The sequence below is a fragment of the Gibbsiella dentisursi genome (assembly GCF_039539505.1).
GTDB classification, from domain to species: domain Bacteria; phylum Pseudomonadota; class Gammaproteobacteria; order Enterobacterales; family Enterobacteriaceae; genus Gibbsiella; species Gibbsiella quercinecans.
In genome coordinates, this window is sequence record NZ_BAABDG010000005.1 from 1 (window position 1) to 15,842 (window position 15,842).

A 15,842-nucleotide genomic window follows, 5' to 3' on the forward strand; every position below is an offset into this window, starting at 1 on the left:
TTTGCCTGGCGGCAATAGCGCGGTGGTCCCACCTGACCCCATGCCGAACTCAGAAGTGAAACGCCGTAGCGCCGATGGTAGTGTGGGGTCTCCCCATGCGAGAGTAGGACACTGCCAGGCATCAAATTTGCGTGCTGATATGGCTCAGTTGGTAGAGCGCACCCTTGGTAAGGGTGAGGTCCCCAGTTCGACTCTGGGTATCAGCACCACTTATAGTGAGTGGGTTAGTAGTTCGGCACAAAAGAATTTTCCTGGCGGCGATAGCGCGGTGGTCCCACCTGACCCCATGCCGAACTCAGAAGTGAAACGCCGTAGCGCCGATGGTAGTGTGGGGTCTCCCCATGTGAGAGTAGGGAACTGCCAGGAATCAATTAAAGTAGAAAGCCCCGTGCGAAAGCGCGGGGCTTTTTGCTTTGTGCCATTCGTTAATCTGCGGCAGCGGTGTTTATCCTTATGCCTGGCCGGGAAAGCGGGTGTCCATCGGCACCACATTTCCCCCGCGGACGGCTCTACAGCAGCCCTTTGTGCGCCAGCGTGATACGCGTGGCCTCGTTCAGATCCAACTGCCCTAGTTGATGCAGGCTCACCCAGGCAACCTCCTGGAACTCCTCATTGAACGTGATCTGGCGGTTGGCGCTGACGCAGTCAAAGATAAGATACACCATGTAGATTTCTTCTTGTTTACCACCTGGGTAGGTTTTCACCCGAATATCATCTCTGAACGTCCATGGCGTGATCTGGGTTATTTGCAGCGCATCACCCAGTTCTTCCCTGATCTCCCTTCTTAGCGCCGTTTCCATGGTTTCCCCCGGTTCCATCCCGCCACCGGGTAGCGCCCACTGGCCGGGAAAGACGCCCCGATCGGCCGCCATTTTACACAATAGGTATGCCCCGTTATTTTCAATCAGTGGGCAGACGATAATCCTCTGGCGCATATGCCGCCTCCGTAGCGCAATTATTGCTATCACTATATCAAACATCCCGTGGCTACAGGTTACCAGCATCAGTGATAGCTGGCTGGCACGCGGGATATAAAAAAAGCCGGCAACGCAATGCGCTACCGGCTTTTCTGCCCCGGATTACCCGGCGTGTTATCGCCTACAGCCCGCCAGACTCGCGTTTAGTGCTGGGCGTTGGGGTTGAAGGCGCCGTGCGGCCGTTGTTGGTCATCCGCGATAGCGTTTCCGTACGCACCTGGAACGGCGGATAAGGCAACGCAATACCGTGCTGCTGATAGCCGGCCAGGATCAACTGATGTATTTCGTGGCGTAGCGGCATACGGTGGCCCATCTCGGCGGCATACATTCGCAGTTCGAAGATTTGAATACCCTGCTGCAAATCGACCAGATACACCTCCGGCGGCGGGTTATCCAGCACCAGCGAGCAGCGCACGACCGCGTTATGCAGAATGCGGGTGACCTCTTCGCTGTTGGCTTCTGCTGGCGCCGGCACCGTCAACACCACACGGGTAATGGCGTCTGACAGCGACCAGTTAACAAACTGCTCGGTGATAAACGCCTTGTTCGGCACGATAATCTCTTTGCGGTCCCAGTCTGAAATCGTCGTGGCGCGGGTATTGATCTTGGTGATGGTGCCCGTCAGGTTGCGGATCGTCACCGTATCGCCAATGCGGATCGGCTTCTCGAACAAGATAATCAGGCCGGAGATAAAGTTCGAGAAGATTTCCTGCATGCCAAAGCCCAGCCCCACGCTGAGCGCGGTAACCACCCACTGCAGCTTCGACCATTCGATGCCAATCCAGGCGAAGCTGGAGATCGCGCCAAACAGCAGCAGCAGGTATTTGGTAATGGTGGTGATGGCATAGCCGGTGCCCGGCGTCAGATCCAAATGCTGCAGCACCGCCAGTTCCAGCAGCGCCGGCAGGTTGCGCACCAACAGCATGGTAATGATCAACACCACGATGGCAATCATCACCGCGCCCACGGTGATCGGCTGGATACTCTCCACGCCGTTGATCGTCGAGGTGACATCCCACAGCGTGATGTTTTCCAGGAAACTGAAGGCGGAATGGAGTTCCGACCACAGCACGATCATCGACACCAGTGCGGTCAAGGTCAGCAGAGAGCGCACCAGGCGCAGCGACTGCGCGCTGATGGTATCCAGATCGATCTCGGCGTCATCCACGTCGATGGCGCCTTCAGTGCTGTTTTGCGGGTGCGATGTTTCTTCCTCGCCGCGGGCGCGCTGAGCCAGAATATCAGCGCGCCGCTGTTTGGCGCGATCGAAGGCGATGCGGCGCCGTTGGATCAGCATCCAGCGGCGGATGATATGGTAAATCACCAACAGCAGGAACCAGATGGCCACCGAGGTTTCCAGGCGCGCCAGTAACGCCTGCGCCGTTGTCAGGTAGCCGATGGCGGCGGCAAGCGCTGCAACCAGCGGCGCCGATTGCAACAGCCCCCAGAGCGCGCTGTTGAACATGTTCTCGCCGGAGCCTTTCTTATCCAGATACAGCGGGATCCCGGCACGTTTCAGGCTGTTGGTGACCAGGCTCAACGCCAGGCACAAAAGAATGAAGCACAGCCGCCCCAGCGTATTGGAAAACTCACGGTCGTTAAGATTATCGAAGGTGATCAGCGCCATAATCAGCGGCACAATCAGCCAGACCGACATCTTGTAATAGCGCATGGCGCGCGAGACTTGCCGCACCGGCCAGCGGAAGTGAACAATGAACAGCCCCTGTGGATGGGCGAAGGCGGCGCTGATCATGCATAGCCACAGGATCGGCAGCGTGGCCGTCACGCCATCGCCAATCGCCACCGCCACCGGGTATGGCCAGGCGTTTTGCAGGCCATAGCCTAACGCCGCCCACAGCACCGGCAGCGGGATCGCCACCAGTATCGACCAAAATACCGTGCGCATCGTCAGGAAGAATTCATCCTGGGTGACCTTGCCCACCCGGCTGCTGGCGCGGGCGAGGAAGGCGTGATAGTGCTTGCGGGAGTTGATGCTGAAAATCACCAGCAACACCGCGCCTAACAGCGGGATCACCGTGGCCCTGCTGGTCACCATCATCATAAAGGCGCCGCTAAGCTGCGACAGCGTATCCAGCGACAACAGGCGCGTTAGATCGTGCGCGACGTTAATCGGGTAGGAGAGGGTGATTGGGCTGACATCCGGCACCCAGAACAGATAGCGGTGCGCCGCATCCCGGATTTCGTTCAATGCGTCGGCCAACTGGGTATTGGCGACCTTCAGCTTGGTCAGTTCCAGGATCTGGGTGTCGCAGCCGGAAAGCAGCGAATTCAGCAGTTCCCGTTGGGTGCGGATCTGCGCATCGACAATGCGCTGCTGTGCTTCGGTCAGATCGGCGCCGTCGTCCTGTTTCAGTGCCCGTGCGCGCTGTGGTAACTTTTCCAACTGGCTTTCGAACTGCAGGCGTTGTACGCGCAGTTGCACCATATCACTATCAAGTTGCTGTGGCCTTGGCATATCCGGCAGCGTTGCCACCTGCGCCCGCAGGGTTTCCCCCAGCACCGGTGATGAACCCAGCCATTGGGATTGTTCGATGATGGTACTCAGCGCCTGGCGCACCTGCAGCGTTTGTGCCGCAGCCTGGCGCTGCTGGGAAGCGATCAAATCCATACGCTGCGCCTGCTGGTTAAGCGCGGTGGAGAGTTCGCGGTTGATTTGCAATTGTTGATTGATGCTGGCCGGCAGATCGCCGTTCTGCTCCGCCAGTTGTTCGGTTTTTTCCAGCGCCAGTTCGGCTTCACGCTGGCGCTGGGCATTCAGGTTATTGCGCAGCGCCTGTAATTGGATGTCGATTTTCTCATGGCGCTTTTTGAAGATATCGGCACGCATACGCGCCAGTTCCTGCCGGTTATTGGCGGAAAGCTGCGCCAGATCCAGCTCATCAACCTTGCTTTTACGTGCGGCGGCTTCGGCCTGCAACAGAAAAAGCTGCGCCTGGGCCAGCGGCGTGGTGGGGTTGGCCGGCTGGGCTTGCAGGCGGCGTTGCACTTCCGTTAACGCCCGCCGTGCCTCACTTTGCTGCTGCGGCAGTTGGCTGAGCGAATCGCTTATTTCACGCGTGCGATCCTGCTCTTGCTGCAGCAAACGCGCTTGTTCCAGCAGTTGGCTGCTGGTTTGCAGGATCTGCTGTTCCAGCTCGCTGGCCGGCAGGTTATCCCCGGAGGGAAGCGTTTTGGCTTCTTCGATGGTCTGCTGGCGGCGCAGTTCCTGCGTCATTTTCGGAAAGTCGTCGATCACTCGCTGGTACTGCTCGGCGTTAGTGAGTGATTCTTTACGCTCCGCCAGCCAGTTAATCGCGCTTTGCAGCGCCACGACCGCTTCGGCCTGGCCGGGCGCGCTTTTGTTGCTTTCCGCCTGTTTCAGCTCCTGCCGGAGCTGTGCTTCAGTGGGAATGGATGCTGCCAGCGCTGGAAATGCCAGCGACCAACTGAGCAATAACATGACAATCAGGCGCACAGCATCGGCCCCTTTTAAACGTGTGGAGAGTCAGGTACGGCCGGCGCCGCAGCGATTTCAGCAAAGGCTTCACCCATCCGGGTGACGGTGCCGTTATTCAGCCGTGGCTCAAAATGCACACTGCCGGCGGTAAACAGGTTGATCACTGTGGAGCCAAGCTTGAAGCGGCCCATTTCTTCCCCCTTGGCCAGGCTGATGGCCCCTTCCTCGCCTGCTGCCGGGTAGGTCCAGCGTTTGATAATGCCCTCGCGCGGCGGGGTTACGCTACCAGCCCAGATGGTTTCGATGCTGCCGACGATGGTCGCGCCCACCAAAATTTGCACCATTGGCCCCACGGCGGTATCAAACACGCAGATCACACGCTCGTTGCGGGCAAACAGGTTGGGGACGTTGGCGGCGGTTAACGGATTGACCGAGAACAGATCGCCCGGCACGTAGAACATCTCGCGCAGCACGCCGTTGCAAGGCATATGCACGCGGTGGTAATCACTGGGGGCCAGATAGGTGGTGGCGAACAGGCCATTGCGGAACTTATCCGCCAGCAGGTAATTGCCTGCCAGCAGCGCTTCCAGGCTGTAATTGTGGCCCTTAGCCTGGAAGATCTGATCGCCTTGAATCGGCCCCAACTGGCTGATGGCGCCATCTGCGGGCAGCACCAGCACGTTATCGGTGCCGGCAATCGGGCGCACGCCGTCGCGCAGCGGGCGAACGAAGAAGTCGTTGAAGGTAGCGTAGGAAGCCAATTCCGGGTTTTGCGCTTCTTGCATCTTGACCTTGTAAACGCGGGCGAAAGCTTTAATCGCCAACTGGGTCAGCCAGCCGCCTTTTTTTTCTGCGCCCCAACCGGCCAGGCGAGTTAACGCCTGTTTTGGCAACCAATACTGTAAGTTAATCTTGATGCTATCCAGCACGTAAACCTCTTGAATTTGGGTAAAGGGCGCGCATTGTAGCGGCATGGCCGCCACTGTCAACGCGCGCCCGGTTTGGGGTTTAGCCTTCGGCTTCCGGGAAGTTTTTACGGACTTTCACCTGCGCCATGCTTTCCAGGATGCTGTGGTAGTTGCTAAAGCGCACCTGTGCGATTTCACCGCGTTCGACCGCCGCACGCAGCGCGCAGCCGGGATCGTTGTCATGGCTGCAATCACGGAATTTACAACCGCCTAAATAATCACGGAATTCGACAAAACCCTGGGTAATTTGTTCCGGCTCCAGGTGCCACAGGCCAAATTCACGCACGCCTGGCGAATCGATCACATCGCCGCCATGCTGGAAGTGATAAAGCCGTGCGGCCGTGGTGGTATGTTGCCCCAGGCCAGAGACATCGGAAACGTCATTTACCAGAATTTGCTCTTCGGAAGGGGGCAGCAGGGCATTGAGCAGGCTGGATTTGCCCACGCCGGATTGGCCGGCAAAAATACTGATACGGCCGGCCAACGCCTGTTCAAAGGCTTCCATACCTTCGCGGGTACGGCTGGAAACCTCCAGCACGCGGTAGCCGATATTGCGATAGATAGCCATCATCCCGTCAACCTTGGTGCGGGCCTGCTCATCTAACAAATCGATTTTGTTCAGTACGATCAGCGGTTCGACTTCCAGTGTTTCGCATGCGACCAGATAGCGATCGATAATATTCAGCGAAAGCTCCGGCAAAATGGCGGAAACGATGACGATCTGATCGATATTGGCGGCGATCGGTTTAACGCCGTCATAGAAATCGGGGCGCGTCAGGACCGATTTGCGCTCGTGCACGGCTTCAACGATGCCCTTCACCCCGGCATGGCTGCCAACGCCGGGCCGCCAAACCACGCGATCGCCTGTCACCAGCGAACGCAGCGTACGGCGAATGTTACAGCGGTGCTGGCTACCATCCGCTGCTTCAACGTCGGCGTGCATGCCAAAACGGCTGATGACGATGCCCTCCTGCGGTTCACCCAGTTGGGAGTCATCCGGCTCAGGCTTATTGTCTGTGCGTTTCAGACGGCGTTGGACATTCGCCTGAACGCGGCGTTGTTGACCTTTGGACAGTTTGTTCTTGCTCACTGCACCTCACATGCTCGGCTTTGTCGCCGGTGGCGACTAAAAAGACTATGATACACACTATTTTATATTAAATAACCGTTGTTCACCGCCAGGCGGCGCGTACTGAACCCCGTGGGCGAACGGCACAGCACGCCCGGCTGCCCAGGCTTGGTTTACCTTTCGGCTTTTATGCAGGAAATATCATGACAGGAAATGAAAACAACCTGATTTGGATCGATCTGGAGATGACCGGGTTGGATCCTGAACGCGATCGCGTTATTGAGATCGCGACCCTGGTCACCGACGCCAATCTGAATATCCTGGCGGAAGGGCCGGTGATTGCCGTGCACCAGTCTGCCGAGCAGTTGGCGCTGATGGATGACTGGAACGTGCGTACCCATACCGCCAGCGGCCTGGTTGAGCGGGTAAAAGCCAGCCAATACGACGATCACGCCGCCGAGTTGGCGACCATTGCCTTTCTGGAACAATGGGTGCCGGCAGGGAAATCGCCTATCTGCGGCAACAGCGTGGGGCAGGATCGTCGCTTCCTTTTCCGCTATATGCCGCAGTTGGAAGCTTACTTCCACTATCGCTACCTGGACGTCAGCACGCTGAAAGAGCTGGCGCGCCGCTGGAAGCCGGAAATTCTGGCCGGTTTTAAAAAGCAGGGTACCCACCAGGCGCTGGATGATATCCGTGAATCGGTGGCGGAACTGGCGTATTACCGTGAGCATTTTATTCAGCTTTGAATGATACCGGGCGCCAGCGGCGGAAAACTCGCCCAATTGCCGATTTAATCAGCAGTCGGCGCTAAAATGCATTTTTTTGCTATAAGGGGCTTGCGGCGAAGCGAATTTCTCGTATAATGCGCACCCCGTACCGGTGAAGAATTTTGCAAAAAGTTTGTTGCTGATACGCTGCGGGAATAGCTCAGTTGGTAGAGCGCAACCTTGCCAAGGTTGAGGTCGCGAGTTCGAGCCTCGTTTCCCGCTCCAAATTACAGGCCTGTGGATAGCTCTGCAGGCTAGCGAAAAAAGGGCCTTCGGGCCCTTTTTTTGTTGCTTTTCCGCTGAGCTGGCGCTCGCTATCTGAACATCCCCAACGTGTTTTTCTTCAATGCTGAAAGATAAATCCGCGGCAATTCCACCAACGCGGTTATGGAATCGTATCGTTGCCTGCTTTACCGGTTAGGTGCGCCCCTTTATCATTATATCGCGAGTTATATAACGATAATGTGGAGTCATAAAATGGGATATGGTGTGCGCCGTGGCGTTATAGCAGTATGTCTATTGCTGCTACCGCTATTTAGCTGGGCAGACCGCGTGGTGACCGATCAGTTAGGGCGGCAGGTGACGATACCGGATCGGGTAGATCGCGTGGCGGTGCTTCAGCACCAGACCCTCAACCTGCTGGTGCAACTCAATGCGACAGACAAAATTGTGGGCGTGCAGGCCGACTGGAAACAGCAACTGGGCGAACACTATCTTCGCCTGGCCCCACGGTTGGCCGGTATGGCGCTGGTGGGGGATCTCACCCATGTGAACGCCGAATCGCTGGTGGCGTTGCATCCGCAGGTGGTGTTCGTCACCAACTATGCGCCGCAAGAGATGATCGACAGCATCAGCCGCCTGGGCATACCGGTGATCGCCATTTCATTGCGCCATGACGATCCGGGCCAGCAGGCGCGCCTCAACCCCAGCATGGCGGATGAAGAACAGGCTTATAACCTGGGCGTGCGCGAAGGGATCCAACTGATCGGCGAGGTGGTGAATAAACAGCAAGAGGCCAAAGCGCTGATCGATGCCACATTCGCCACCCGCAAACTGGTGAGCGAACGCCTGAAAAACCTGCCGGCGGCCGAGCGCGTTCGTGCTTATATGGCCAATCCCGAACTGACCACCTATGGCTCTGGCAAATACACAGGGTTAATGATGGCGCATGCCGGCGCACTGAACGTGGCGGCCGCCACCGTCAAAGGTTATAAGCAGGTTTCTATGGAGCAGATTGTCGCCTGGAACCCACGGGTGATTTTTGTTCAGGATCGTTACCCGCAGGTGGTGGATGCAATCAATACTGGTGCCGAATGGCAGGTGATCGATGCGGTACAGCACCACCGGGTTTATCTGATGCCGGAGTATGCCAAGGCGTGGGGCTACCCGATGCCTGAGGCCATGGCGCTCGGCGAACTCTGGATGGCGAAAAAGCTCTACCCGGAAAAATTCCGCGATATTGATATGCAACAGCAGGCCGACCGTTGGTACCAGCGTTTTTACCGCACCCACTATCAGGGCGCCGAATAATGCTACGCGTGCTGGCGGCGGGCAGTCTGCGCAGCGTGTGGGGGCCGCTGATGACATGTTTTAGCGCGCGCAGCGGCATCAACGTCAGTAGCCAGTTTGGCCCGGCGGGGTTACTGCGCCAACGCATTGAGCAGGGTGAAGGTTGCGATCTTTTCGCTTCCGCCAACCAGGCGCACCCGGCCGCGCTGTGCCGGCAAGGGTTGGCGTTGGCGACGTTGCCGTTTGCCGCCAACCGGTTGTGTTTAACCGTGGCGAGCAACTGCCTGACCGCTGGAGAGAATTGGCTGAGCCTGCTGATGAACCCGGCGCTGCGCCTGGCGACTTCCACCCCGGTGAGCGATCCCTCCGGCGATTATACCTGGCAACTGTTCGATACCCTGGACCAGCGCCATCCCGGTCTGGGCGCTACGCTACGCCAGCGGGCGTTGCCGTTGGTCGGTGGCCCACACAGCCCAGCGGTGCCATCTGGGGCGCTGGCGGCAAGCTGGCTGATCCGCAGCGGGCAGGCCGAGATGTTCATCGGCTATGCCAGCTACGCTGAAAAGCTGCGCCGGCAGCCCGATCTCGCGGTATTGCCGATCCCTGATGATTACAACGTTGCCGCCTGCTACGCGCTGGCCCAATGTACCGTGCAGGCAAAGCCGCTGGCCGATTTCCTGCTTTCGCCCGCAGCGCAGGGCATACTGGTGGCTGCGGGCTTTGGTGGCGCCAAACTCGGCTGTTAAGCACGCCACTATGGCAATGGCGTGGCGATTTTTGGGCAGCAGGCGCGGTTGTTGGCCGAAAGTTGCCCGCTTTGGCGTTGTTGTAACCAATCGAACCGCTGGCGTGAAAAAAGCACTTGCCATGCCCGGCCATCAGGGCCATAATTCGCGCATTCCAAACGCTTTCAAGTATTAAAGCCTTTATTAATTAAAGAGTTAAATACTTTATTGCGTTGGTATTGCGGGAATAGCTCAGTTGGTAGAGCGCAACCTTGCCAAGGTTGAGGTCGCGAGTTCGAGCCTCGTTTCCCGCTCCAATTTCTTTTCTATAGACTTCCTCCAAAGTCTGTAGCTCTCTGATTCAACAGGGTAGTCGCTCTGTTGAGCATCCAGCGAAATCCACTGAAAACCACCGTCAACCACGCCGAAGTAGTACACAAATTAGTACACGAAAATCGGGTGCGTTACGGATGTGGATTGTTTGCTGAGTCGCTTCCCTGTGCGCGGTACACCTCTCTTCAATCTTGAAGGAGGCAACCCCTATGGCGTTAACCGATGCCGTCGCCCGGCAGGCCCGCACCACCGGCAAAGCCTATACCCTGAACGATAGCGATGGGCTGTCACTGTTCGTGACCGGTAAAGGCGCGAAGAAATGGCACTTCCGCTTTTCGTTGCAGGGGAAACAGCTGCGAATATCGCTCGGTTCTTATCCCGCCGTCTCCCTGAAACAGGCGCGCCAGCAGCGCGACGAACTGCGTGCGCAGTTGGCTGCGGGTAACGATCCGCGTAGCTATCGCCAGCAGTCCAACGCTGCGGCGCAGAATACCTTTGCTGCCGTATTCCGCCAGTGGCGCGACTTCAAGGCGCTGAGTCTGGAGAGCGGACGACAAAGCACGCTGTCGCAGATCGATCGCATTTTCGCTAAAGACGTGCTGCCGTCGCTGGGTAGCCTGCCGATTTTCGATGTAGAGCCGTCACATATTTTGGACGTCTTGCGCCGGATAGAGCGGCGGAGGGCATTTACCACCGCGGAGAAAGTAAGAACGTGGCTGAACCAACTGTTTCGCTATGCCAAAGTGGAAAAAGGCGTGCGTTACAATCCGGCAAGCGATCTGGATATTGTAGCCGCGCCCCGACCGCCGGTGACGCACAATCCCTTTTTGCGTATGGATGAGTTACCGTCGTTTTTGCGCAAGCTGCGCGACTACAACGGGCAGGAGACAACCCAACAGGGCTTACGCCTGCTGTTGTTGACCGGCGTGCGTACCGGCGAGTTGCGCCTTGCTGAACCTGACCAGTTCGATCTTAAGCGTGGGCTGTGGATTATTCCGCCCGCATCGGTCAAACAGTTGCAGGTCAGGATGCGCCGGGAAGGTAACAGCGTCCCGGCTTATGTGGTACCACTGCCGCGACAGGCCATCGACATCGTGAAAGCGCTTTTAACGTTGCAGAAGCGACGACCGGCGCAACGCTACCTGCTTCCCAACTGCAACAACCTGCAAAAGCGCATCAGCGAAAATACGCTTAACAGCGCGCTGAAACGTATGGGTTATGCAAACCGACTAACCGGTCACGGCATCCGGGCGACGATCTCGACGGCGCTTAACGAACTCGGCTATCCGAAAGAGTGGATCGAGGTGCAGCTATCCCATGCCGATCCTAATAAGATCCGGGCGGCCTATAACCATGCGGTTTACGTTGAGCAGCGGCGGATGATGATGCAGGAATGGACCGACAGGTTGGATCGGTGGGAGGGGGGGGGAAGCGGTGATGAAAACCGCTGTGCCGCGAGGTGTCGGTGCGATCGGTATCGCGGCAAGCAACTGGATGCAGCCTGTGGAAGGCGCGCCGTTGTTACGTGAAATTATTTTGCGCTAAGCGGCTTATGTTTCGCCGGGATCTTGCCAATGATGCTAGTGGGATCGATTGAGAGCAAACGGGCAAGGTGGACAAATTCGACGATGTCTAACCGGCGCTCTCCGTTTTCGACCTTGGCGATAAACGACTGAGGGCGATCCAGCACCTGAGCCAGACTTTCCTGCGTGACCCCTTTCTCTATGCGTGCCTCGCGCAGCGCCTTGATAACGCGTTGATATTCATCGGAGTAAATGGAAGCCATCTGATCAATTCCGTTAGAAAAACCGGATTGACTATCCATGACGGATTGATTTATCCCAAAATAGGATTAACAGCATTGGCGGTTGATCAGGATTTATGTCTATTTAACTGTTTTTTATTAATTATTTTTTCTAAGACAGTGGCGATATCGATGGATAGCAGATGCGCGATACAGGCAAATTCTACAACATCCAGCCTGCGTTCACCATTTTCGACTTTGGCGATAAACGACTGTGGTCGGCCTAACGATTCGGCCAGACTTTGCTGGCTGATGCCTTTCCTGATTCTGGCTGCCCGAAGCGTTTTTATAACGCTTTGATATTCTTCTGAATAAATTGACGCCATTTCGTTAACCTTGACTGATATCCCAAAATCGAATATCAGTCATTTCATTAATTATCCCAAAATAGGATAATTAATGAAATTCGTTACGGAGAGGAGTTAAAGAGATGAATAAAAATGACTGGCATCCTGCTGATATCATTGCATCTTTGAGAAAGAAGGGAACAACGCTGGCTGCGGTTTCCAGAGCGGCGGGACTGGCCTCGTCCACGCTGGCGAATGCGTTGACGCGACACTGGCCGAAGGGTGAGCGCTTAATTGCTGACGCACTGAAAAAACAGCCGGAAGAGATCTGGCCTTCACGTTATCAGGATATCGGGCGTGGGCAGGGCGGAGAAGGGGAGATGGATTGAAAACCCACCCGGTGAAAATTTACAAAATTTTTTTCATCCTGTTAGTGGATTTAGACGCTCCTTACTGGATTTCTATGGAATAGAAATCCAGTAAGGAGCCAACAAGCGCAGCGCGTTAGCCGCTTGATAGACGGATTTTGGCGCAGTAGATTGTCAGTGTCACACCGCTGCTGCAAGCAGCATTCCCATGTTGCCACGACCTTCAAGGCAACGCGCAGGCCCAGCCTGTGTGGTCGACTCCCAACCCGCCCCGCTACCACTTTGCGGGTGATCGCTGCGGCGATGGTAGCTCACTTATCCCAACGCCTTAGGGCTGCATCCCGTTTGTTCTTCGTCAAGCAACTGCTTTTTGCATACGCACTGATGCGTACAACACTCCTTATAGCTGGCGCAACCGTCTGCGGCCTTTTGCTGCCTCAGCGAATGCATCCATGAGGCAGCGGCGTCACTTCATACGGCGCAAAGCCGTTGCAAGTGACGCCGCTAACGATCCCTGCGCTAGCCCCTACGCCACAGCGCTTTCCGGCGCGACCTGTCATCTGACGCACATTTTCTGCGCCAATTCTCATCAACCCACTTATCAGAGGAGGACTGAACCGATACCTGAGGCAGGCTTTCAGCCTGAGGGGATTACCCTGCTGATGCAGGCGGCTGCACCGAGTGCATAACCGATATCCCCGCCATACCTCAACCGCTGCCGCTCCGGCGCGCAGGTATTGTTCAGTACGGCACGGTTTCCCCCGTGTCGTAAATCGCCATGCGCCGGAGAACAGAGGTTATTGAGGATCGGGGGATAGCATATGTCACGATTAAGCCGGGAAATGCAGACGTTAGCCCGACAGGCTGGCGGCAGCCAAGACGGTACATGACCGACTAAAGATTGCAGAGCGGCTTGCCAGTCACCTGCTGACTTTGAATATTCAGATCCGCACGGTGCAGCATCTGAAAGCAAAATGCTTATTCTATTGATTTGATTTAAGGATTACCGACGAAATCCAGCTTAGCGGGGTTGAATAGGATGACTGGCCTCTTTTGAGCGAGTTGGGCTGGGATTATTTGACGTGCAAAAAGTCTAGCGAATGCTTCGAATTCAAACATGCAGTCTGGCTTTGAACAGGAGTAGAACGCCCCGTGAGCGGAGGAGACCATCTTCTGGTCCTTACAACTGTCTCTCCAGCTCGAATCAAGACATTGGAAGAGCGCATCGCCGCTGCAAGAGGCGCGTGAAATCGTATTTAAAATGTCGTTTCCAAATTCGATCTCAAAAGCATCGGGCATCCATTTCTTAAAGCTGCTGTTCCTAATGTGCCCCACCATTGAGTCGCAATTACCAATTAAGAATAACTGCGTAAGTGCCCCCATTGCTTCGGCGATATCGTCGTCCTTGTAGGGCAGATTTCGCATGCCATTCCATGCGGATTGAATTGCGCATAGATACTGGTCGACTTCCAATTGCCCCACAAGCCCATCGACTTTCCAAACCGTTGCACGAGCCCGCAAGCCTGATTCTCGCGACAGAGCGCCAAGAAATGCGGTTCTGACCTGCAAATGAGCGGAAGGTGCACCGAGCCCAGACCGAACACTGATGTCGATACTATTTCCCACTACGTCATGGAACTGTTCCTGACGCTCCAAGAGCCATGGAGAAAGCTTCGCCTTGCTCCAGCTTTCGAGTTGCACTGGTGCTTTGGCAAACACCGACTTCTCGTATCTTGCCGGATCGCTGATCAACGATGCTATCTTGACCTTTACCCCTTTCCTGATTAGATCATCTATCATCTTATGCATGTATTTTTGCCCTCTTCTCCGCTGTTCTAAGACTTTAAATTCGTCGAGGAGTTGTTCAAGATGGCTCTTTTGTGTGGGATAAATTTGATGTCGAGGCGGATACGCAGGTAACCCAGTCCATGGAAATTCAATTCGATCCATGTCGTATATGCGATACCAATCGTGGTTTACATATAGGAAGTGGCCGTGCTGAGCCTGAAGACGCCATAGATTGCTGACATCAACTGACACTGGTTCGACCTTGATATCCGCACCAATAAACTTTGCGTGTTCCTTGTAGAAGTTGACAAGATGTTCGGTGTTAAGACAGAAGATTGCTGAGACTGTGCTTTCATCGAGTTGCTGCGACGTATCCGATGCGAAAAATCCGGCGACGCTCGGATCAGTGGTGAAGTCGATGTAAGTTGTCGGGTAGCCGTAATGTTGTAGTATTGCGAACAATGAATTTTGGTTGGCGGTGTCTGCGAGGTACGCCAATTCAGGGACAAGACGTGCCCAATCAAGGAAACGGGCAATATCTTTGTTGAGGTCGTCCAGTTTCGCGCCATATTTCAGCTTCCGTTCCATTGACGATGATGGCATCCAATCAGCCCGCACTTGGCCGCGAAACCAGTTGTATTTCCCCTCACGCTTGAGGTTCGAGGCGAGTTCAATCGCCTCTTCGACGTTCGCCACTGTTGCAATTCGCATAAATATTTCCGAAAGCTCGCCATATGATGCAGCAAGCATAGTGCGACAAGGAGGTTTTTCAAAAAGAACTTTGCAATGACGAACTCCTTCAGCAATCTTCCAGCGCTGCTCGTCACGAACTGTGCCCACAACGATAACTGTGGTTGTTTAGTACTGTGGGGCGATCTCATTGTGCCTACCCACTGCGACGAGCTAAGAATTAAGGAGAGACCCTGTATACCCGGCTTTACTAGCGTGCATGGATGTCGTGCGCTCTTCAAGCTCGATATCAAATCACAATTGAAGGGCTTGACAACGTAGCTGGGTAGTTGTGAAGCCACACACTAGCCAGCGTACCTTGTGTCCGGCCACCTGCGCCGGGTCGCCGCCATATACGAACACTCGCCGAGAACCTGCTGTTCCTAGGGGGGAGACAATCGTTTCCAGACTGGCAGCTTGGGAGTACTGCTTACCTCTGTAGAGCGTCTACCTTTTGCAATATAGCGACCCTACACGTCAGAACTGTGATCGTGAGGCTCGCTACAAAGCGGTCACCGGCCTGCGACAGCCCTTATGCTTCCGAGGGCTCTGGCATTACCTGTCATCTGACACACATTTTTTGAGCCAATTCTTATAAACCTACTCATCAGAAGAGGACTGAATCTATACCTGAGGCAGGCTTTCTGCCTGAAGAGGTTACCCTGCTGATGCTGGCAGCTGCACTGAGTGTATAACCGATATCCTAACTGCTCCGGTGTGCTGGTATTTTTAATAGTGTGGCACGGTAAATCGGTGTCGTAAATCGCCGCGTGCCTGAGAACAGAGGTTATTGAGGATGGGGGATATCCTATGTCACGATTAAGCTGGGAAGTGCAAGCGTTTGCAGCTCTGCAACAGAAATGCACAGGACTAGCGCTGATGTTGCAATTGGCTAAAATGATAGATTGGTGATGGGCACGAGCGGTTTGTGAAGCAGGGTTATGGTAGAATATAATAGGCCAGTTAATTTATAATTTCTGTCTGCTAGCGAGACCAAAACGACGCAGCGTTCAGAATATTTTAGGCATATTTCAGCACAAAATTACTCCGTGCTGACC

12 protein-coding genes, 3 tRNA genes, 2 rRNA genes and 1 pseudogene are annotated in these 15,842 nt (G+C 55.3%); 11 read left to right on the forward strand and 7 right to left on the reverse strand.

Annotation, left to right across the window (positions count from 1 at the left end):
* Positions 1–4: 4 nt before the first annotated feature.
* From rrf (ABFX35_RS13925) to rrf (ABFX35_RS13935), 3 genes are all read left to right on the forward strand, one after another.
* Positions 5–120: ribosomal RNA gene (gene rrf / locus ABFX35_RS13925) — 5S ribosomal RNA — on the forward strand.
* Positions 121–133: 13 nt separating this feature from the next.
* A tRNA-Thr gene (locus ABFX35_RS13930) sits at positions 134–209 on the forward strand.
* 41 nt (positions 210–250) lie between these two features.
* Positions 251–366, forward strand: a 5S ribosomal RNA gene (rrf, locus tag ABFX35_RS13935).
* A gap of 143 nt (positions 367–509) precedes the next feature.
* Here the strand turns inward: rrf (ABFX35_RS13935) and nudI are convergent.
* From nudI to rsgA, 4 genes are all read right to left on the reverse strand, one after another.
* Positions 510–935, reverse strand: a complete 426-nt coding sequence (gene nudI / locus ABFX35_RS13940) for a nucleoside triphosphatase NudI (RefSeq protein ID WP_346081766.1) — start codon at positions 933–935, stop codon at positions 510–512.
* A 163-nt stretch (positions 936–1,098) separates the two neighbouring features.
* On the reverse strand, positions 1,099–4,452 hold the full coding sequence (gene mscM / locus ABFX35_RS13945; protein WP_346081768.1) for a miniconductance mechanosensitive channel MscM: 3,354 nt from the start codon (positions 4,450–4,452) through the stop codon (positions 1,099–1,101).
* Positions 4,453–4,466: 14 nt separating this feature from the next.
* Positions 4,467–5,363: an archaetidylserine decarboxylase gene (asd, locus tag ABFX35_RS13950; protein ID WP_346081770.1), complete on the reverse strand. Its 897-nt coding sequence runs from the start codon at positions 5,361–5,363 to the stop codon at positions 4,467–4,469.
* Between the two features lie 79 nt (positions 5,364–5,442).
* Entirely contained in the window at positions 5,443–6,492 is a 1,050-nt protein-coding gene (rsgA, locus tag ABFX35_RS13955; RefSeq protein WP_095846247.1) for a small ribosomal subunit biogenesis GTPase RsgA, read from the reverse strand.
* A 182-nt stretch (positions 6,493–6,674) separates the two neighbouring features.
* Between rsgA and orn the strand changes: the two genes are divergently transcribed.
* The 6 genes from orn (at position 6,675) to ABFX35_RS13985 (ending at position 11,337) form a co-directional block, all read left to right on the forward strand.
* The gene (orn, locus tag ABFX35_RS13960; protein ID WP_095846246.1) at positions 6,675–7,220 is read left to right on the forward strand and encodes an oligoribonuclease; all 546 of its coding nucleotides are present in this window, start codon (positions 6,675–6,677) and stop codon (positions 7,218–7,220) included.
* Positions 7,221–7,390: 170 nt separating this feature from the next.
* Positions 7,391–7,466 (forward strand) — tRNA-Gly (locus tag ABFX35_RS13965).
* A gap of 252 nt (positions 7,467–7,718) precedes the next feature.
* Positions 7,719–8,771 carry an ABC transporter substrate-binding protein gene (locus tag ABFX35_RS13970; RefSeq protein WP_346081774.1) on the forward strand — a complete coding sequence of 351 codons (1,053 nt, stop codon included), beginning with the start codon at positions 7,719–7,721 and terminating at the stop codon, positions 8,769–8,771.
* The gene (locus ABFX35_RS13975; protein WP_346081776.1) at positions 8,771–9,496 is read left to right on the forward strand and encodes a substrate-binding domain-containing protein; all 726 of its coding nucleotides are present in this window, start codon (positions 8,771–8,773) and stop codon (positions 9,494–9,496) included. Before ABFX35_RS13970 ends, ABFX35_RS13975 begins: the two co-directional genes overlap by 1 nt.
* A gap of 220 nt (positions 9,497–9,716) precedes the next feature.
* A tRNA-Gly gene (locus ABFX35_RS13980) sits at positions 9,717–9,792 on the forward strand.
* Between the two features lie 225 nt (positions 9,793–10,017).
* The gene (locus ABFX35_RS13985; protein ID WP_428832195.1) at positions 10,018–11,337 is read left to right on the forward strand and encodes a tyrosine-type recombinase/integrase; all 1,320 of its coding nucleotides are present in this window, start codon (positions 10,018–10,020) and stop codon (positions 11,335–11,337) included.
* A gap of 2 nt (positions 11,338–11,339) precedes the next feature.
* Here ABFX35_RS13985 and ABFX35_RS13990 read toward each other — a convergent pair whose 3' ends face one another.
* Positions 11,340–11,594, reverse strand: coding sequence for a helix-turn-helix domain-containing protein (locus ABFX35_RS13990; protein WP_346081778.1), 255 nt, complete (start codon positions 11,592–11,594; stop codon positions 11,340–11,342).
* An 86-nt stretch (positions 11,595–11,680) separates the two neighbouring features.
* On the reverse strand, positions 11,681–11,938 hold the full coding sequence (locus ABFX35_RS13995) for a helix-turn-helix domain-containing protein (RefSeq protein WP_346081780.1): 258 nt from the start codon (positions 11,936–11,938) through the stop codon (positions 11,681–11,683).
* Positions 11,939–12,042: 104 nt separating this feature from the next.
* Between ABFX35_RS13995 and ABFX35_RS14000 the strand changes: the two genes are divergently transcribed.
* Entirely contained in the window at positions 12,043–12,288 is a 246-nt protein-coding gene (locus tag ABFX35_RS14000) for a helix-turn-helix domain-containing protein (RefSeq protein WP_346081782.1), read from the forward strand.
* Positions 12,289–13,088: 800 nt separating this feature from the next.
* Positions 13,089–13,242 (forward strand): annotated as a pseudogene (locus ABFX35_RS14005) (phage integrase N-terminal domain-containing protein); the annotation flags it as partial.
* A 21-nt stretch (positions 13,243–13,263) separates the two neighbouring features.
* Here the strand turns inward: ABFX35_RS14005 and ABFX35_RS14010 are convergent.
* A complete protein-coding gene (locus ABFX35_RS14010; protein WP_346081784.1) occupies positions 13,264–14,895 on the reverse strand; it encodes an FRG domain-containing protein in 1,632 nt (543 codons plus the stop codon).
* Positions 14,896–15,842 lie beyond the last annotated feature (947 nt).